Genomic DNA, 18,778 nt, shown 5'->3' with positions numbered 1-18,778 from the left:
CCTGAAGCGGATCTCGCGGCGAGGAATTGGCGCTGTGATCAGCCGGGTGGCGCTCACCTGAAATGGCCCCCAAAGGGTACAACTGTACTGTGACCGCCAACACATCCGTAGGCGTTCCGCGGGAATCCGCCGCGGGTGAGCGCCGGGTGGCTCTTGTGCCCAAGGTCGTCGAGCGGCTGAAAGCCAAGGGCCTGGAAGTCGTCGTCGAGCGGGGTGCGGGGTCGGCCGCCCTGATTCCCGATGACGCCTACGTCAGAGCAGGGGCGACGCTCGGTGACCCGTGGTCGGCCGATGTCGTGGTCAAGGTCGCGAAACCGAGCCGGGAGGAGATCGCGCGGCTGAAATCGGGGGCCGTCCTCATCGGGTTCCTCGCACCCCTTACCGACGCCGAGGGTGTCCGGGCGCTCGCGGACGCGGGGGTCACCGGGTTCGCTATGGAAGCGGTTCCCCGCATCTCACGGGCGCAGAGCATGGACGCGTTGTCCTCGCAGGCCAACGTCTCCGGTTACCGGGCCGCGATGCTGGCCGCCGAGCACCTCACCAGGTTCTTCCCCATGTTGACCACCGCGGCGGGCACGGTCCCGCCCGCCAAGGTGTTGGTACTCGGCGCCGGTGTCGCGGGGCTGCAGGCGTTGGCCACGGCGCGCAGGCTGGGGGCGCACACGACCGGCTACGACGTGCGGCCCGAGGTGGCCGAGCAGGTCCGGTCCGTCGGCTCCCAGTGGCTAGACCTCGGCATCGAGGCCGGGGGCGCCGGTGGTTACGCGCGGGCATTGACCGACGCGGAGCGGGCCGAGCAGCAGCGGCAGTTGGAGCAGGCGATCGGCGGGTTCGACGCTGTCATCACGACCGCGCTGGTGCCCGGGCGGACCGCGCCGACGCTGGTGACCGCGGAGGCGGTGAAGGGCATGCGGCCCGGCAGCGTCGTGGTCGACCTTGCCGGCGAGTCGGGCGGCAACTGCGAGCTGACCGAGCCCGGCGCGGTGATCGTCGTGCACGACGTGACCATCGCGGCGCCGCTCAACCTGCCCGCGACGATGCCCGAGCACGCCAGTGAGCTTTACGCACGCAACGTCCAGGCACTGTTGGAACTGCTGGTCGACGCCGACGGCGCGTTGGCCATGGACTTCGGCGACGAGGTCGTCGCCGGGGCGTGCGTGACCAGGGAGGAGCCCTGATGCTGGTGCAGAACCTGGCGGTGCTCGTGCTCGCGGGCTTCGTCGGCTTCGCGGTGATCTCCAAGGTGCCCAACACCTTGCACACGCCGCTGATGTCAGGGACCAACGCCATCCACGGGATCGTGTTGCTGGGTGGGCTGATCGTGCTCGGCCTCGGCGCCGACACCGTGCTCGACAAGATCCTGCTGGTGATCGCCATCGCGTTCGGCACGATCAATGTGGTCGGCGGATTCCTTGTCACGGACCGGATGCTGGCCATGTTCAAGGCCAAGGACCGTCCAGAGAGGACTGAGAAGTGAACCGTGACGTCCTCGTCCAGGTCCTCTACATCGTCGCGTTCGCGCTGTTCATCTATGGCTTGATGGGACTCACCGGCCCGCGCACGGCGGTGCGCGGCAACTGGATCGCCGCTGTGGGCATGGGAATCGCGGTCATCGCGACGCTGCTCATCCCGGGCATGGGCAACTGGTCGCTGATCATCCTCGGCGTCGTCGTCGGCACGGTGATCGGCGTTCCCGCGGCGAAGCGGGTGAAGATGACCGCGGTGCCGCAGATGGTGGCGCTGTTCAACGGCGTCGGTGGTGGCGCGGTCGCGCTGATCGCGTGGGTGGAGTTCCGGCAGAGCGCGGGTTTCGACCACGAACCGGCGTATGTCGCGGTGGCGAGCCTGTTCGCGGCGATCGTCGGGTCGGTGTCGTTCTGGGGTTCCAACATCGCGTTCGGCAAGCTGCAGGAACTGCTGTCCGGGCGGCCGATCGGGATTGGGAAGCTCCAGCAGCCGCTGAACTTGTTGCTGCTGCTGGTATCCGTGACCTGCGCGACGCTGGTCGTCACCGGCAACGGGTCCGAGTGGCTGATGATCGGCGTGCTCGTCTCGGCGGCGGTCCTCGGTGTGATGGTCGTGCTCCCCATCGGCGGCGCGGACATGCCGGTCGTCATCTCGCTGCTCAACGCCCTCACCGGCCTCAGCGCCGCCGCGATGGGGTTGGCGCTCGACAACACCGCGCTGATCGTCGCGGGCATGATCGTCGGCGCGTCCGGTTCGATCCTGACCAACCTCATGGCCAAGGCGATGAACCGGTCGATCCCGGCGATCGTCGCGGGCGGCTTCGGCGGCGGAAGCGGCACCGGCACGGCGCTGACCGGCGACCAGACCGTCCGCCGCACCAGCGCTTCGGACGCCGCGATCCAGATGGCGTTCGCCAACCAGGTGATCATCGTCCCCGGCTACGGCATGGCCGTGGCCCAGGCCCAGCACGCCGTGCGCGAGATGGCGGACATGTTGGAAGCCAAGGGAGTCTCGGTCTACTACGCCATCCACCCGGTTGCCGGCCGGATGCCCGGCCACATGAATGTGCTGCTCGCCGAGGCGGACGTGCCGTATGACCGGCTCAAGGACATGGACGAGATCAACCGCGAGTTCAGCCGCACCGACGTCGCCATGGTGATCGGTGCGAACGACGTCACCAACCCCGCGGCCCGCACCGACCAGGCGTCCCCGATCTACGGCATGCCCATCCTCAACGTCGACGAAAGCCGCTCAGTCATCGTCCTCAAGCGCGGCATGGCACCCGGATTCGCCGGTGTCGACAACGCCCTGTACTTCGACCCGAAGACAACCATGCTCTTCGGCGACGCCAAGGCTTCCGTTGCTGACGTCACCGAGGAACTGAAAGCGCTCTGACCCCTCCCCGCGAGTCGCCCTTTCCGGCAAGTGAGTTCAACGCCCAGGACAGTGAGTTCAACGCCCAGGACAGTGAGTGTGCTTTTCGCGCACACCTGGCCCGTCCGCGTCGATGCCTGCCGCAGGTCGCAGGAGGGCTAGGGCTGCCTCCAGCGCGCTTCGCGCCACATCGATGGCTCGCGAAAGTCGAACTCACTGTCCTGGGCGTTGAACTCACTTGCCGGAGTGGTGAACTCGTTTGCCGGGAGGGGCGACTCGCGGGTGGGTCCATGGTGCGGTCATCGCCGCCCACACCGTCAACACCAGGACCAACTCCCACACCACATACCAAGGCCACGGTCCCAGCACGTCCAACAACGAGTCCACGGTCGGCTTCGAGTTGAGGAAGCCGTAGTTCGACCCCACGACCGCGTTGAACACCAGCATCGCCGCCGCCCACACCACGGTCACCACGACCGCCAGCCGGTACCCCCGCCAGTCCGGGCGCATCCGCCTTCCCCAGGTCAAATAGATCGCCGCCCACACCACCAGCAGGTGCACCGCCCAGAACCCCAGGAACGACACATCCGGGAAGTCCGGGCCGCGCAGGGCTGGGGAGACCAGGGCCTGCACGCTCAGCGTCAGGCCCCAGTAGTAGGTCAGCGTGAACGCCCACCGCCGGTGCGACCACAGCGCGTACGCCGTCACGTAGCCCGCGAAGTCGGACAGCTGCAGCGGCAGCGAGTGGTCGAGCTGGAACCTCGACGGCGCCATCGAGTACAGCTGGATGGACAGCTGCACCCCCAGCACCAACACCGCCAGGACGCGGCTGGGCACCAGCCCGGGGTGGGCGCGACCGAGCAAGACGAACCCGATGGCGCCCACGGCGAACAAGGCGAGCACGACCCAGTGCGATGGGCCGTAGGCCGTGAAGTCCCGCTCGGCGAGCGCCACGGCCGCTCACGCTACTCGGACTGTCAGCGCCTTGAGCTGAACCAGGGCTGGTGCAGGTCGAGGTACTTGACATCCCGCAGGAGCGACATCTCCTCCTCGAACATCTTCTGGGCCTCGGCGGGCATTTCCTTGGCCTCGTTCTTGCGGGCCTCGTCCTCGGAGGTGAACGCCACCGTCTCGGTGAAGAAGCCGTCCTTGTCCACGGCCAGGGTCGCGCCGAGGACGTCCGGGCGGTACCGGGAGATCATCTTCGCGCTCTGCTCGACCATCGAGCGCGCCTTGTCCCGGTCGGTGACCCGGCCTTGGATGACCTGCACGAACCCGGCTTTGTCCGATCCGCCGTCGAGCAGCAGGGTGACGTCGTCGCAGTCGTGGAAAGTGACTTCGCCGTCGAAACAGCTCTCCATCTCCGACCACCACGACGACTGTTCGGGTCGCTCGCTGTTGCGCTGAGCCGCCTCCCGCGAATCGAACCGGACCGCGGCGACCATCGTCCCGTCGTCGGTGACGCCGTAGGTGCCGCCGAGCCAGCCCTCCGCCCCGGGGGCGAGGTCGGTTTGCCAGCGGTCCAGCGCGGCCTTGGCGGCCTCGGTGTCGCGGACCCTGCCTTGAATGATCTGCATGAACATGTGTTGCTCCTCTCGGGCCGATCTCACGCTACGACCGCCACGGTCCACAGTCGACCGGGCAAAAGACCCGAGAAATGACTAGCGTGGCGAGGTCGGGGGCGACACGGACACCTCGGAGGATTCGCGATGACTGATTGGGTGTTCGATTTCGTCCACGGCGACAAGGACAGCAAGGACCTGCTCGGCGGCAAGGGCGCGAACCTCGCGGAGATGACCAGGCTCGGGCTGCCGGTCCCGCCCGGTTTCACCATCACCACCGAGGCCTGCCGCGCCTACCTGGCCGACGGTGTCGAGCCGTCCGCGCTGCGGGTGCAGGTGACGATGGCGCTGCGCAGGCTGGAGAACCAGCTTGGCCGACGCCTCGGCGACGTGGTCGACCCGCTGCTGGTCAGCGTGCGGTCCGGGGCGAAGTTCTCGATGCCCGGCATGATGGAGACCGTCCTCAACGTCGGCCTCAACGACTACTCGGTGGCGGGCCTGGCCGAGGCGGCGAACGACGAGCGCTTCGCGTGGGACTCCTACCGCAGGCTGCTGCAGATGTTCGGCCGCACCGTGCTCGGCGTCGACCCGGAGGTGTTCGACCACGCGTTCTCGTCGCTCAAGGACGGGCGCTCCGACACCGACCTGTCCGCCGACGACCTGCGCGAGGCTGTCCAGCGGTTCAAGGACCTGATCGTCGAGCACGCGGGCCGCGAGTTCCCGCAGGACCCGCGCGAGCAGCTCGACATGTCCATGCGCGCGGTCTTCGACTCCTGGAACACCCCCCGCGCCCGGATTTACCGGCGCCGCGAACGCATCCCGCACGACCTGGGCACCGCGGTCAACGTCTGCGCGATGGTGTTCGGCAACCTGGGGGAGACCTCCGGCACCGGCGTCTGCTTCACCCGCGATCCCGCCTCCGGCCGCACGGGCGTCTACGGCGACTACCTGCCCAACGCCCAGGGTGAGGATGTCGTCTCGGGCATTCGCACGCCGCTGGCGCTCGACGAGTTCGACAAGCTCGACCCGACGTCATCCCAGCAGCTTCGGACCGCCATGCGCAGGCTGGAGACGCACTACCGGGACCTGTGCGACATCGAGTTCACCGTCGAGCGCGGCAAGCTGTGGCTGCTGCAGACCCGGGTCGGCAAGCGCACCCCGGCCGCCGCGTTCCGCATCGCCGCCCAGCTCGTCGACGAGCGGCTGATCACCATGGACGAGGCGTTGTCGCGGGTCACCGGCCAGCAGTTCGTGCAGCTCATGTTCCCCCAGTTCGACCCGAAGGCGCCCCGAGAGCTGGTCACGACCGGGCTGGCCGCCTCACCCGGTGCCGCGGCCGGTCGCGCGGTCTTCGACTCGGCCGCCGCCGTCGAGTGGGCCGCCCGCGGCGAGCCGGTGATCCTGGTCCGACGGGAGACCAACCCCGACGACCTCGAAGGCATGATCGCCGCCGCCGGCGTCCTCACGGCGAGGGGTGGGAAGACCTCGCACGCCGCGGTGGTCGCACGCGGGATGGGCCGCACCTGCGTCTGCGGGGCCGAGGAACTCGACGTCGACCCGGTGGCGCGCAAAGCCCGGGCGGGTCAGCTCTCCTTCGCCGAGGGCGACCGGATCGCCATCGACGGCAGCACGGGCGCGGTGTTCCTGGGCGAGATCCCGGTGGTCGACTCGCCCGTGTCGCGCTACCTCGCTGAAGGACTGGACGTCGCGCTGGCCGAGGCCGACGACGAGACAGCGGAATTGGTGCGTGCCGTCGACCGGCTTCTCACCCACGCCGACGAGGTGCGCAGGCTCAAGGTCCGCGCCAACGCCGACAGCGGCGAGGATGCCCGCCGGGCCCGAGCGCTCGGCGCGGAGGGGATCGGGCTGTGCCGCACCGAGCACATGTTCCTCGGCGACCGGCGCGGCCTGATCGAGAAGGTCATCCTCGCCGAGACGGCCGACGAACGCGACACCGCGCTGAGCATGCTGCTTCCGGTGCAGCGCGCCGACTTCTTGGAGCTGCTGACCGAGATGGCGGGCCTGCCGGTCACCATCCGGCTCCTCGACCCGCCGCTACACGAGTTTCTGCCCGACCGGGCCGAGCTGCTCGTGAAGGTCGCGCGCGCCGAGGAACGCGGCGAATCGTCGGCGGTCGACAGCAAACTGCTGGCCGCCGTGGAGCGGCTGCACGAGTCCAACCCGATGCTCGGTCTGCGCGGTGTGCGGCTGGGGCTGGTCGTGCCGGGACTGTTCAAACTCCAGGTGCGCGCGGTCGCGGAGGCGACAGCGGAGTTGCGCGGCAAGGGCGTCGACGCCTGTCCGGAGATCATGGTCCCGCTGGTCGGCAGCGCGATGGAGCTGCACCTGATCCGCCAGGAGATCGTCGAGGTCGTCGCCGAGGTGGCCGCGGAACACGGGATCGAGCTGACCTTCCCGATCGGCACGATGATCGAGCTGCCCAGGGCGGCGCTGACCGCGGACCGGATCGCCGAGGAGGCCGAGTTCTTCTCCTTCGGCACCAACGACCTCACCCAGACCACCTGGGGCTTCTCCCGCGACGACGTGGAGGCGGCGTTCTTCGCGACCTACCTGGACAAGGGCGTCTTCACCGTCTCCCCGTTCGAGACGCTCGACGAGATCGGGGTCGGGCAGCTGATCGAGATCGCCGTGGAGCGCGGCCGGAGCAAGCGGCCGGACCTGCACCTGGGCGTGTGCGGCGAACACGGCGGCGACCCGGTGTCCGTCCACTTCTTCCACCGCGTGGGCTTGGACTACGTGTCCTGCTCGCCGTTCCGGGTACCCGTCGCACGGCTGGAGGCGGGCCGGGCGGCGATCGGGAGCGTGCGGGGCTGACCGTCGTCACGGCAGACCGGCACGAGCGATGAGAGAGGTGGACCGGCGGATCGGGCGGAGGGACTCCATGGCAGGTGAGGGACACCGGTCGTCCGGGCGGGCGGTTCCGCCCGCGGAGCCGTACGGCACCGTCGCGCGTCCGCGTCTCGACGACCTGCTCGCCGAGGGCACCCGCCGACGGCTGGTCACCGTCGTCGCCGACGCCGGGTTCGGCAAGTCGACCCTGCTCGCCTCCTGGGCCGCGCGCAACGCTTGTGCCTGGTACACCGTCACCGCCGAGGACCGCACGCTCGCCGCGATGGTCACCGGGCTGGTCGACGCCCTGCGGCTGCGGGTGCCCGCCCTGTCCTCGGCCATCGCCGGGGTTGTCGGCGTTGTCGATGGCCCGCGCGGGCCGGACGCCGACGCCGAGCAGCCGATGCGCGCCCTCGCCCACGCCGCCGCTCTGGCCGAGGCCTTGGAGCGGCACCTGACCGACGACCTGGTCCTGGTGCTCGACGACGTGCAGGAACTCGCGCCGGACGACCCGGCGGCCACCCTGGTCGAAGGCCTGATCCGGGCCGGTCCGCCCGCGCTGCACCTGGTCCTCGCGTCCCGGTCGCGGGTGCCGTTCCGGATCGAGCGGCTGCGTGGCCGCGGTCAGGTCTTGGAGATCGACGCCGCCACCCTCGCGTTCACCGCCGAGGAGACCGAGGAAGCCCTGCGCACCGTCCTGGGCGAGCCCGCGCCCGAACTCGCGGCCATGGTCCATGACGCCGTGCGCGGCTGGCCCGCCGCGGCGAGGCTGGCGGGGGAGGCCCTCCGTCCGGTGGCGCCCGCCGACCGGGAAGCCCGGCTGCGCCGCGCGCTGCGCCCCGGTGGGCCGGTGTTCGGCTACCTGGCCGAGGAGATCTTCGCCGGCGAGTCCGACCGGGTGCGGCACCTGATCTCGCTGGTCGCCGGGCTGCCCTGGTTCTCGGCGGACCTGTGCGCCGCGCTCGGCATCACCGACGCCGAAGACCTGATCGACTCGCTGGAGACGCGCGGCTTCCTGGTCGCGGGCGGGGACGCCGACCGCTACCAGCTCAACCCGCTGATCCGCGAGTTCGCGCTGACCCGGATGCCGCTCGACCCCGTCGACCGGCTCACCGCGGTCCGCGACGCGGGCCGCTACTTCGCCGGAACCGGCGACTACCGCGAAGCCCTGAGCTGCCTGCGCACCGGCGGCGACTCGACGTCGGTGAGCGACCTGCTCTGGGCGCACGGACACGCGATGATCGCCGGCGGCGACGCCGAAGCGGTCGTCGACGCGATCGCCGCGATCGACCCGGCCGGCCGCGACGGCGTCCTCGACCAGCTCGACGGCGAGGCACGGCAAGTCCTCGGCGACTGGGTCGGCGCGCAGGCGTCCTTCGAGCGGACCATCGGAGACGAAGGCCCGGTTGCCGTCGGCCTCGCCTGGCGGATGGGGCTGATCCACCACCTGCGCGGCCACCTCGACGAGGCGATCGCGACCTACCGCCGCGGCACGCTCGACGGGTCCGAGCCCCGCGAGGAAGCGCTGCTGCAGGCGTGGTGGGCCAGTGCCCACTGGCTGCGCGGCGAGATCGACGAGTGCAGGCAGCTCTCCGCCGCCGCGCTGGCCGCCGCCCACGCCGCGCACGACGACCGGGCGCTCGCCGCCGCGCACACCGTGCTGGCCATGCTCGCCGCCCTCGACAGCGACCCGCGCGCCAACGCGGCGCACTACCTGCGCGCCCTCGACCACGCCGAACGCGCGGGCGACGTGCTGCAGTCCATCCGGATCCGGGTCAACCGCGGCTCCCACCACATCGCCGAAGCCCAGTACGCACAGGGAATCAGCGAACTCGACGTGGCGATCCGGCTGGCCGACCTGGCCGGGTTCGCCGCGTTCCGCGCGCTGGCGCTCAACAACCGCGGCGAGGCGCTGCTCGGGCTCGGCAGGCTCGACGAGGCGCGGGCCGAGTTGGAGGCGTCCCGGCTGCTCTACCAGCGGCTGGAGTCCAAACTCGTCGCCCACCCGCTGACCAACCTCGGCGAGGTCTACCGGCAGCGCGGCGACCTGGCGATGGCCCGGGCCTGCTACGAGGAGGCCATCTCCATGGCCGGGGAGACCCGCGACATGCAGTCCCTTGTGCCCTCCCTGGCGGGTCTCGCCCGGGTGCTCATCGAGGAGCAGCCCGACCGCGCCACCGAACTGGTCGAGCTGGCCCGGCGGGCCGTGTCCTACGGACCGGTCCTGGGCCAGTCCGCGGCGCTGCTCTCACTCGGCTGGGTCTCGCTGCACCGTGGGCACCTGGCCGACGCCGCGGCCGCCGCCGACGAAGCGGCCGCGCTGAGCCGCAAGCGCCGCGACCGGGCGGGGCTCGCGGAGGCGCTGGAGCTCAAGGCGGCGGCCGCCTCCAGCGTGGGACCGGTCGACCAGTTCCTGGAGGAGTCGCTGAGCATCCGCCGTGAGATCGGCGACCCGCTCGGGCAGGCCAGGGTCGAGCTGATGCTGGCCCGGCGGTCCACCGGCGAGCGCGCCCGCGAGCTGGCCGCCAGTGCCCACCAGCGCTTCCTCGCCGCCGGCGCCACCCGGTACGCCGCGCAGGCCGCGCTCGCCGAGGAACGCGCCGCGCCACCGGACGTGCGGGTCGAATGCCTGGGCGGCTTCCGGGTGGTGCGCGACGGCAACCCGGTCCCGCTGAGCGAATGGCCCTCGCGCAAGGCCCGCGACCTGCTCAAGATCCTCATCGCCCGACGCGGCCACCGCGTCCCGCGGGCGCAGCTCATGGACTCGCTGTGGCCGGGGGAGGCGGAGTCGGTGGTGTCCGCGCGGCTGTCCGTCGCGCTGTCCACCGTGCGCCTGGTTCTCGACCCGGGCAAGCGCTTCGCGCCCGACCACTTCGTCGGGGCCGACCGCGCGAGCGTGTGGCTCGACCTCGCCGCCACGTCTATCGACGTCGAAGAGTTCCTGCGCGACGCCCAAGCGGGGTTGGACGCGGCCAAGGCGGGGCGCCCGGCGCAGGCCGTGTTGCTGCTGCGGACCGCCGAGGCCGCCTACACCGGCGACTTCCTCGACGAGGATGTCTACCAGGACTGGGCGGGCGCGCTGCGCGAGGAAGCCCGCTCGGTGTACGTGCGGGTCGCGCACTACCTCGCCGACCACGCCGTGGAGTCGGGCGAGAACTACTCCGCCGCGTCCTACTCGCTGCGGATCCTGCAGCACGACCAGTACGACGAGCGCGCCCACCTGGCGCTGGTGCGGTCCTCGGTCATGGCGGGCGCGCACGGCGAGGCCCGCCGCGCCTACCGCACCTATGTCGCGCGGATGAGCGAACTCGGCGTCGAACCCGCCCAATTCCCGAACTCACGCGGCGCGGAGCGAAACTTTAAGGCTGTCTGAAGGCGCTTCGAAGGCTGGCTGAACACCGCGGCGCACTCTTCCCGTATGGCCGCACAGGGGCGGTCGACACCGGGAGGGACTTCTCTCATGGACACTCGAAGAACATTGGCAACGCTCTCCGCCTGCGCGCTCGGGATCGGCCTCGTGAGCGTCACGACGCCCGTCGCGCAGGCGGTCGACAACGTCGGGGTCACGATCACGATCCACAAGGTGTGGCAGATCGACTGTGACGACAACGAGCGCAACGTGGCAGGCATCCCGTTCAACGCCTGCCCGAACGACTACTACTCACAGGTGTACTTCCCCGACGGCGACCGCACCTCGCCGCGTGCCCCGGACGACGAGGGCGACATCTCGCCGGAGTGGAAGCTCTCCGGCACGTTCGACCGCGACGCCGGGCCGTTCGGCGTCCGCATCCAGCTGTGGGACCACGACAGCACCAGCGGCAACGACGCGGTCGACATCGCCAACGGCGACGACAACCTCGACATCGTCATCGACCCCAACACCGGCACCTTCTCCGGCGACGTGCCCACACCCAACCTCGGCTACTCGAAGGGCAGCGGCGACGACTCGGCCGCGATCTGGTTCTCCGTCACGTTCGGCGACTCCGTCGACTTCGACGGCGACGGCCTGCACGACGGCATCGAGCGGTCCGGCATCGTGGTGGACAAGGACGGCACCGTCCCGCAGCACGGCAACCTGCGCTCGATCGAGGCCAACGACTCCAACGGCACGCTTCCGCCGGTGGCCGCCAGCCCCTGCCGACCGACCATCCTGACCGAGATCGACTACATGGTCGGCCCGGACGCCAACAGCGACGGCGTTCCCGACCACACCCACAAGCCGGTGCAGGCCGCGATCGATGAGTCCACCGCCGCCTTCAACGCCGGTGACGTGCCCGCCAAGCCAGGTTGCCCCTACACGGGTGTGGACGCGGGCAGCGGCGTGCAGCTGCTCATGGTCATCGACGACCAGCTCATGGAGATCGACAAGCTGACCTGGGGCGCGGGCCCGACGATCGGTGGCGCCATGGTCACCGCCGAGACGCTCCGCGCGCAGAACTTCGACGCGAACCTGCGTCCGTACTACCACTGGTCGCCATGGGTGCACCGCCAGCCCGACACACCCGGGGACAACCCCGGTGACCCGCCCGTGGTCAACGGCAGCTCCGGGCTGTGCTGCGGCGACGGCAAGGACCCGCTGGTCAGCCTCGGCGGGTGGGCAGGCGACGTCGGCACCGTCCGCGACCAGTCAGGCACGTTCGTGCACGAACTCGGACACGCGCTCAACCTCGGCCACGGCGGTTCCGACACCATCAACTGCAAGCCGAATTACCACTCCGTGATGAGCTACGTCTACCAGACCATCGGCGTGCCCGACGCCTCGCCGACGCTGCCCGCGCCGACAAGCGACATCAGCGGCGACGGCTTGGTCGACGGTCGTGACCGGACCCGACTCGACTACTCGCGGGTGAAGCTCGACACGCTCGACGAGGACGCGCTCGACGAGGAGAAGGGCATCAACGCCGCCACCGCCGACATCTTCATCTGGGACGGCGACGGCACATCGCCGTGGCGGGTCAGTGCGGGCAACGGGCCGGTCAACTGGGACCGCGAAGGCGACGGGACCGACGCGGCCGCCAACATCGACACCGAGAACGTCGTCACGGATGTCAACTTCATGGGCATCCCCGACCAGGGCTGCCCCAACACGGCGGCGGCAGGCGCGCCGATCATGGGCACGCCCCCGCCGAACAGCCCCGACCTCGACGGCCACGACGACTGGGCCAACCTGAAGTACAAGGGCCCGCTGTCCCCGCCGTCGAGCGGCCACTCCTCGGCGAACGAGCTGACCAAGGACACCGCCGACTTCATCCGGGCGGCGTACCAGGAAGCGGTGAGCCGCACCGACGTCGACGTCCACCTGACCGATGCCCCCGACCCGGTGGGCGCCGGAACGCAGCTCACCTACGGGTTGCAGGCGCACAACCACAGCAGCCCGAACACGGCGTACGCGGTCAAGGTCGTGCAGACCCTGCCGTCGGATGTCACCTTCGCCTCGGCGTCGGCGGGCTGCGCGAACGCGGCCGGTGTCGTCACCTGTGAGCTCGGGAACCTGGCGCCTGGCGCGTCGGCCTCGGCGACCGTGGTGGTGAACGTTCCCGCGGACCTCGTCCACAACAACGGCGGCCCGAAGGACATCACCTCGTCCGCCACCGCATCACACGACGGCACGGACTCGAACACGGCCAACAACACCGCGAGCACCACGACCAAGGTCGTCGCGATGGCCGACGTCCAGGTCACCGGCGCCACGGCGACCGGACCGCGTGAGGTGCTGATCGGCGCGTCCGGCTCGGTCACCTTCGACGTGGCCATCGCCAACGCCGGACCGTCCAGCCCGATCGACACCGTGCTCACCACGAGCGCGTCCGGCGGCAGCGGCGTGACCGTCACGCCCGCGTCGTCGACCTCGGAGCAGCCCGCACTGGCCGTGGGCAGCCCGCGCACGGTCCGCACGACCGCCGCCGTCGACTGCGCGTCGCCGGGAGTGAAGACCGTGACCCTCACCGCCGCTCTGGCGCTGAAGAACGCGGCCGACACCGATCCGGACCTGACGAACAACCAGCGGGCGTCGTCGTTCCAGATCGACTGCGTCGTGCCGATCGCGATCAACGTCCGGCCCAAGGGCTTCCCGAACTCCATCAACCTCAACACCGACGCGACAGTCGCCGCGTTGACGACCGCGGTTGGGGAGTACGGGCTGCCGATCGCCTTCGACGCCACGAAGATCGACGTGTCGACGACGTTGTGGGGACTCCGGGCGAATCTCTTCGACACCGCGGCACCGTTTGGGGCGCGGGAAGTCCACAGTGCGGGGCACCCGGAGCGCTCCTACGAGTTGGACGAACGCACCCGCGACGCCGATCTGGACCTGGTGCTGCACTTCAAGCCCGCCGACTCGGGACTCACCCTGAGTTCCACCGAGGCCTGCTTGAAGGGCCGCTACCTGGCCCCGGACGGGAACACCTACACGTTCCTGGGCTGCGACTCGGTCCGAGTCGTCAACTGATCGACCGCTGAAGGGTGAGCAGGACCGGCCGCGGCCGGTCCTGCTCACCCGTGTGGACGGACGCGGACAGGCGTGGAGTTCGGCCGCCCGATACGGTCGGGCCGACAGATCCGAGTGAATGGAGTCGCTATGTCCGCCGGGCTGGGTGTGCAGGTCGTCGTCGAGACCGATCCGGAGGCCGAGGAGCGGCTGGTCGAGGAGTTGTTCACCGCCGTCTTGGCCGATATCGGGGCCGACGCGGAAGACCACGACGTGGAAGACGAAGACGAGGATCTCGAAGAGGACGACGACCGCGTCGTGCTGGCCGTGGCGGTCGCCCGCACCGACGGGAAGCTGCTGGGCTGGGCGTCGCTGCTCGGGCCGGACGAGGACGACCCGGGCCCCACCGTGCAGTGGCTGCTGCTGTCGCGGGAGATCGAGCGCATCAAGACCGGGATGTACGACGAACACCCGGCCACCCCGGAAGAGATCGAGCTGCTGGTGGCCATGACGAAGGCCGCCGCCGACCACGCCCGCGAGGCCGGTAACAACGCGATCGTGTGGTCCGACCCGATGGCCGACTTGGACGCGCATGTCGCCGAGGCTCTCGGCGCGACTCCGGATGAGGAACTCGGGCACATCTGGGCGTTTGAGGACCTTGCCTCGGTCGCGGTTCCCGCCGGCCTGCCTGCCGTGCGCACTCAGGTCGCGACTGAACCCACCGAGAACCTGCCGGACGGGACCGACGTCATCACGATCGACGTCGTGGACACTGACGCGGAATTGTCGGCGCTCATCAAGGGCAGCCGGGCGATGGTCGAGGAAATCAGCCACCACGACACCGAGCCTGAGGTCGTGGCCGCCGCGATTCACGATCTGGTGAGCAAGATCCGCGAATTGAACCCCGACGTGCGGACGCTGCGGGTGCACGAGTATGACGATGAGGTTGTCGAGGAAGCCGCCGAACTGGCAGGCATGACCGTCGCCAAGCAACTCCACTTCTACCGCCTCGACCTCTAGCCCCACCCCGCGAGTCGCCCCTCCAGGCAAACGAGTCGCCCCGTCCGGCAAACGAGTCGCCCCTCCAGGCGAATGAGTTCGACATTGCCGTCTCGTTGCCTGCTGGGCGGTTCGCCGGCCGGCTTTCGCGGGGGTGTCTGTTGGGCTCGGCCCCCGTCGGATTCGGGGTGGCTGGCGGCCTAGTACTCAAGTAGCACCGTGGACTCGGCGCTCGTGGGTGACGATTCGCTTGTCGGTTGTCCCTACCGTTGGTCGCATGAACACGTTGTCGCACAACTGGATCGCGGTTCCGCTGGTGCGCGGTCTGACCACCCTCCCGCTCGCTGTGGTGCGTGTCGTCGCCATGCCGGTGGGGTTGGGTGGGCGAGTGGCGCGCGTGCGGGATGAGATCGCGCGCCGGTACTCCCTCGGAGTGCCGAGCCGGACGCACGGGGGGCCGGCGTGGTCATGTTCCTGCTGGCACTGCTGTGCGTATATCTCGTCTACATGGGTTACCTCTACTTCCTCCGCCCCGACGCCATCGCCGCCCTCGGGCACCCCTTCACCGCTGACCCGATGTTCGACCGCGCGTGGGGCGGGCCGACCGTCGTCGGTGCGTGGCTGGCGCACCCGGCCGTGGCGTTCGGGATACACCTGGTGGCGGTGCCGCTGCTGCGCCGTCTGGTCGCATGGCAGGGCGGGACGGCCGTAAGGTCGGACAGGTGATGAAGTGGCCGGTCGTCGCGGCGGTGGCCGTGTTCGTCCTCGCCTGGCTCGACGTCGTCCAGCACTATCCGGACCCCGGGGAGTTGGTGCTGCCCGTGGCGTTGGGGCTCGCGGTCCCGATGCTGGTGTGCGGTCAGCGGCCGGTGATCGCCGGGTGGTTCGGCCTGGCCACCGCTGTGGGGACGGCGCTGGTCACGCAGGGTCGGGCCGGTCCCGGTGAGCCCTGGCCGTGGTCGGTCAGCGCGGTGCTCGTCCTGGTCGTCCTGTCTGGTGTCGTCGGCGCTCTAGGGGTGCGCCGAACCACGGTCGGGCTGGTCGGGGCGGTCGGGCTCACCGGGGCCGCGCTGGTGCTGGTGTTCGACGGGCAGTAGGTCACGGCTCATTAGGCTGGGCCCATGTTCACGATCGCTGAAGCCCGCGCCGAACTGACGCGGCTGCGCCCTGTCCTCGACGAGATCGTCGCGTTGCGCGCGGACGCGGCCGAGTTGGGAGCGGGGGAGTCGAGCCTCGGTGGACTCCCCGAGTTCAAGGCGGCTCAGGCCCGGCTCGATGAGCTGCTCACGCGGGTGCAGGACACCGGCGCCGAACTCAAGGGCTTCGCCCCGCTGCTGGTCGACTTCCCCGGCGACCTCGACGGCGTCCCGGTCCTGTGGTGCTGGCTAGAAGGCGAACAAGACCTGACGTGGTACCACCGCGCCGACCTAGGCTTCCCCGCCCGCCGCCCCCTCCCCTAAACCCCCGCGAGTCCCCATCTCACGACAGTGAGTTCTCACTTCACGACAGCCCAATTCGCCTAGCCCTGGAATGGCCGACGGGTGTCGAGTGTCCTGAAGTGGGAACTCAGCGGCGTGAACTGAGAACTCACTGTCGTGAGATGGGGACTCGCGAGGGGATGGGTCGGAAGGGTTAGCGTTCGCCGTCTTGTTCGGCTAGGAAGCGTTCGAATTGGCTGCCGAGTTCGTCGGCGGTGGGCATGTCGGCCGGGTCGGCGAGCATGTTGCGGCCTGCGGCCTCGGCGAAGCTGTCGTACTGGTGCTCCAAAGCCCGGACGCCCTCCGACACCTCGTCGGACTCCGCGATCTGGCGCTCGATCTCCACGTCCGCCTTCCGCTTGGCCTCGCGAAGCGGCTCAGCGGGCAACGAGAGCCCGGTGGCGCGCTCGATCGAGTCGAGCAGCGACAAGGCGGCGGCCGGGTAGGTCGAGTGCGACAGATAGTGCGGCACGTGCGCGGCGAACCCCATCGCGTCGCGACCGGCCTCGCCCTCGCGGAACTCCAGCAGGTTCGCGATGCTCGCGGGGACCTGGATCCGGCTGAACACCTGCCGGTAGTCACGCACCAGGTCGGGGCGGGTCGCGTGCGCGGTGACCTCCAGCGGCCGGGTGTGCGGCACGCCCATCGGGATGCCGTGGAAGCCCACGGCCATCCGGACACCCCAGCGTTCGATCAGCTCACCCACGGCCGCGATGAACCGCTCCCACTCGCGGTCCGGTTCCGCCCCGGTGAGCAGTAGGAACGGGATTCCCTCGCTGTCGTGCACCAGGTGCACCGCCAACTCGGGTGCCGCATAGGACTCCCAGTGATCGGTGAGATAGGTCATCGTCGGGCGCCGGGCCCGGTAGTCGATCAGCCGGTCGGCGTCGAACCGGGCGATGACCCGGTGTTCGAGGGTGTCGAGCAGGTGCTCGGCGACCAGGCGGCCCGCCGAACCGGCGTCCATGAAGCCCTCGAAGTTGTGCAACAGCACCGCGCCCGTGAGGTCAGGGACATCCGAGTCCACGTCGTACAGGTCGCCCTGACCGTCCACAATCGCCTCCGGCGCACATCGATTACTGCCTTCCCTGGGTCAACACCTCGGTGGGGAGATCCATTCCCGGCCGGGGGCGTTGCTGGGGCCGGGGGTCTGGGCTTGGGGCTTGGGTGTGCCTGTTTGGTGGTTCGGGTCGGCCCCTGTGATTGCGGGTGGGATCAGCGGCTTGGCGGGAGCTGGCGTTGCGGCGGGGCCCTGTGCCTTTCGGAGGACAGGGCCTAGCGTGGGACGGGTGACCTCACCCGCCCTCATCGACAGCGCTGACCTGGGCCTCTTCGGGCCGGACTCGGTCACCTGGCAGGTGCACGCCGACCCGTCGATGTGGTTTGGCGGTATCCGGAGTCTCTACCTGCAGGCGCTGCATCCCAGGGCTGTCGCGGGGGTCGTGCAGAACTCCGACTTCCAGGCCGATCCGCTCGGCAGGCTGGTGCGGACCGCGACCTTCGTCGGCATCACCACCTACGGCACGCTCGACCAGGCCGACCAGGCGGCGCGGCGGGTGCGGCAGGTGCATCGGTCGCTGCGGGCGCGCGATGAAACCGGCGCCCAGTTTCGGATTGACCACCCCGAACTGCTGCTTTGGGTGCATTGCGCCGAGGCGGCGTCATTCCTGTCGGTGGCGTGCCGGGCGGGATTTCCGCTGACCCGTGCGCACGCCGATCGCTATTTCGACGAACAGCGCACCGCTGCGGCGTTGGTCGGTCTTGACCCGGACGAAGTCCCGGGCAGCGTGGACGAGATGACCGGCTACCTGAGAAACATCTATCCGACGTTGCGGCGGACCGAGAACACCGACGTGATCTACCACTTTCTGCACCGACCGCCGGTCCAGGGTCTTCTGGCGGCGGGTGTGCGGCTCTATGAGCCGACAATCGGACATTTGTCCTATTCGCTGCTGCCCGGCTGGGCGCGGCGGCTCTATGGCCGCCGCGCTTACCCCGATTCCGTCACCACTGTCGCGGTGCGGGCTTTCCGACGGGCGGCATTGGCCCTGCCCGATGGGCTCCGGATCTCCCGCAAGCTCGAACCGGCACCGGTCGCCGCCGTGCGCAGGCTGGGGGAGTGGGCCACGCCGTCGCCGAAACGGCTGCCCTAGATCAGGCGCCGTGCGCTTCCTGGAACTTGGTCACCAGCGCCGCCGGGATGCGTCCACGCTCGGCGATGGTCTCGCCCTGGCTGCGCGCCCACTCACGAATCGCCTGGTTGTCGGCCTTGTCGCTGGCCGTCGCGGACTTGCGCGCGGTGCCGGCGGCGACCTTCGACTTGCGGCCACCCGTGCGCCGCGCGTGCCCGACGAACTCCGCGAGCGAGTCGCGCAGCTTGTCGGCGTTGTCGCTCGACAGGTCGATCAGGAAGTCGACGCCGTCGAGGGCGAAGGCCACGGTCTCGTCGGCCGTTCCACCGTCGAGATCGTCGACCAGCTCGACAACGGTCTTCTGCGCCACGGTTTCCTCCGCATGATGAGTCGTATTGGCCGAAATGTGGCCCCAGTGCCACGGGACCCGGCATTCCCGGCCCGTTCTGTGCGCAGCTTATAGGTACGACCTATGGCTACCCGCAAGGC

15 protein-coding genes are annotated in these 18,778 nt (G+C 69.8%); 11 read left to right on the top strand and 4 right to left on the bottom strand.

From position 1 onward, the window contains the following. Positions 1 to 62: 62 nt before the first annotated feature. The 3 genes from ACUZ2Y_RS10955 to ACUZ2Y_RS10945 are packed head-to-tail and all read left to right on the top strand — an operon-like array spanning position 63 to position 2,862. Entirely contained in the window at positions 63 to 1,178 is a 1,116-nt protein-coding gene (locus ACUZ2Y_RS10955) for a Re/Si-specific NAD(P)(+) transhydrogenase subunit alpha (protein ID WP_476329447.1), read from the top strand. Beyond that, a complete protein-coding gene (locus ACUZ2Y_RS10950) occupies positions 1,178 to 1,477 on the top strand; it encodes an NAD(P) transhydrogenase subunit alpha part 2 (RefSeq protein ID WP_476329445.1) in 300 nt (99 codons plus the stop codon). Before ACUZ2Y_RS10955 ends, ACUZ2Y_RS10950 begins: the two co-directional genes overlap by 1 nt. Further along, a complete protein-coding gene (locus ACUZ2Y_RS10945) occupies positions 1,474 to 2,862 on the top strand; it encodes an NAD(P)(+) transhydrogenase (Re/Si-specific) subunit beta (RefSeq protein ID WP_476329443.1) in 1,389 nt (462 codons plus the stop codon). The genes ACUZ2Y_RS10950 and ACUZ2Y_RS10945 overlap by 4 nt, the downstream gene beginning before the upstream one ends. Before the next feature lie 213 nt (positions 2,863 to 3,075). On the opposite strand, the gene ACUZ2Y_RS10940 is transcribed toward ACUZ2Y_RS10945, so the two are convergent. Together ACUZ2Y_RS10940 and ACUZ2Y_RS10935 are read right to left on the bottom strand one after the other, a co-directional pair. After that, positions 3,076 to 3,795, bottom strand: coding sequence for a YwaF family protein (locus tag ACUZ2Y_RS10940; RefSeq protein WP_476329442.1), 720 nt, complete (start codon positions 3,793 to 3,795; stop codon positions 3,076 to 3,078). Positions 3,796 to 3,818: 23 nt separating this feature from the next. Then, positions 3,819 to 4,424, bottom strand: a complete 606-nt coding sequence (locus ACUZ2Y_RS10935; protein WP_476329440.1) for a hypothetical protein — start codon at positions 4,422 to 4,424, stop codon at positions 3,819 to 3,821. A 126-nt stretch (positions 4,425 to 4,550) separates the two neighbouring features. On the opposite strand from ACUZ2Y_RS10935, the gene ppdK reads away from it, so the two are divergent. The 7 genes from ppdK (at position 4,551) to ACUZ2Y_RS10900 (ending at position 16,139) form a co-directional block, all read left to right on the top strand. Further along, positions 4,551 to 7,238, top strand: coding sequence for a pyruvate, phosphate dikinase (gene ppdK, locus ACUZ2Y_RS10930; RefSeq protein ID WP_476329438.1), 2,688 nt, complete (start codon positions 4,551 to 4,553; stop codon positions 7,236 to 7,238). A 67-nt stretch (positions 7,239 to 7,305) separates the two neighbouring features. Further along, positions 7,306 to 10,626, top strand: a complete 3,321-nt coding sequence (locus ACUZ2Y_RS10925) for an AfsR/SARP family transcriptional regulator (protein WP_476329436.1) — start codon at positions 7,306 to 7,308, stop codon at positions 10,624 to 10,626. A 144-nt stretch (positions 10,627 to 10,770) separates the two neighbouring features. Next, positions 10,771 to 13,701, top strand: coding sequence for a hypothetical protein (locus ACUZ2Y_RS10920; protein WP_476329435.1), 2,931 nt, complete (start codon positions 10,771 to 10,773; stop codon positions 13,699 to 13,701). Positions 13,702 to 13,830: 129 nt separating this feature from the next. After that, complete coding sequence (locus ACUZ2Y_RS10915) at positions 13,831 to 14,700, top strand: hypothetical protein (protein ID WP_476329433.1); 870 nt, start codon at positions 13,831 to 13,833, stop codon at positions 14,698 to 14,700. 441 nt (positions 14,701 to 15,141) lie between these two features. After that, entirely contained in the window at positions 15,142 to 15,405 is a 264-nt protein-coding gene (locus ACUZ2Y_RS10910; RefSeq protein WP_476329431.1) for a hypothetical protein, read from the top strand. Next, on the top strand, positions 15,402 to 15,776 hold the full coding sequence (locus ACUZ2Y_RS10905) for a hypothetical protein (RefSeq protein ID WP_476329429.1): 375 nt from the start codon (positions 15,402 to 15,404) through the stop codon (positions 15,774 to 15,776). Before ACUZ2Y_RS10910 ends, ACUZ2Y_RS10905 begins: the two co-directional genes overlap by 4 nt. Before the next feature lie 24 nt (positions 15,777 to 15,800). Further along, positions 15,801 to 16,139 carry a DUF2203 family protein gene (locus ACUZ2Y_RS10900; RefSeq protein ID WP_476329427.1) on the top strand — a complete coding sequence of 113 codons (339 nt, stop codon included), beginning with the start codon at positions 15,801 to 15,803 and terminating at the stop codon, positions 16,137 to 16,139. A 172-nt stretch (positions 16,140 to 16,311) separates the two neighbouring features. On the opposite strand, the gene ACUZ2Y_RS10895 is transcribed toward ACUZ2Y_RS10900, so the two are convergent. Further along, entirely contained in the window at positions 16,312 to 17,214 is a 903-nt protein-coding gene (locus ACUZ2Y_RS10895) for a proteasome assembly chaperone family protein (RefSeq protein WP_476331732.1), read from the bottom strand. A gap of 232 nt (positions 17,215 to 17,446) precedes the next feature. On the opposite strand from ACUZ2Y_RS10895, the gene ACUZ2Y_RS10890 reads away from it, so the two are divergent. After that, positions 17,447 to 18,310, top strand: a complete 864-nt coding sequence (locus tag ACUZ2Y_RS10890) for an oxygenase MpaB family protein (RefSeq protein ID WP_476329425.1) — start codon at positions 17,447 to 17,449, stop codon at positions 18,308 to 18,310. Position 18,311: 1 nt separating this feature from the next. Here ACUZ2Y_RS10890 and ACUZ2Y_RS10885 read toward each other — a convergent pair whose 3' ends face one another. Next, entirely contained in the window at positions 18,312 to 18,659 is a 348-nt protein-coding gene (locus ACUZ2Y_RS10885) for a histone-like nucleoid-structuring protein Lsr2 (RefSeq protein WP_476329423.1), read from the bottom strand. Positions 18,660 to 18,778 lie beyond the last annotated feature (119 nt).

It is taken from the genome of Actinokineospora sp. UV203, from assembly GCF_056323665.1.
This window is presented reverse-complemented; position numbering and strand designations above follow the sequence as displayed.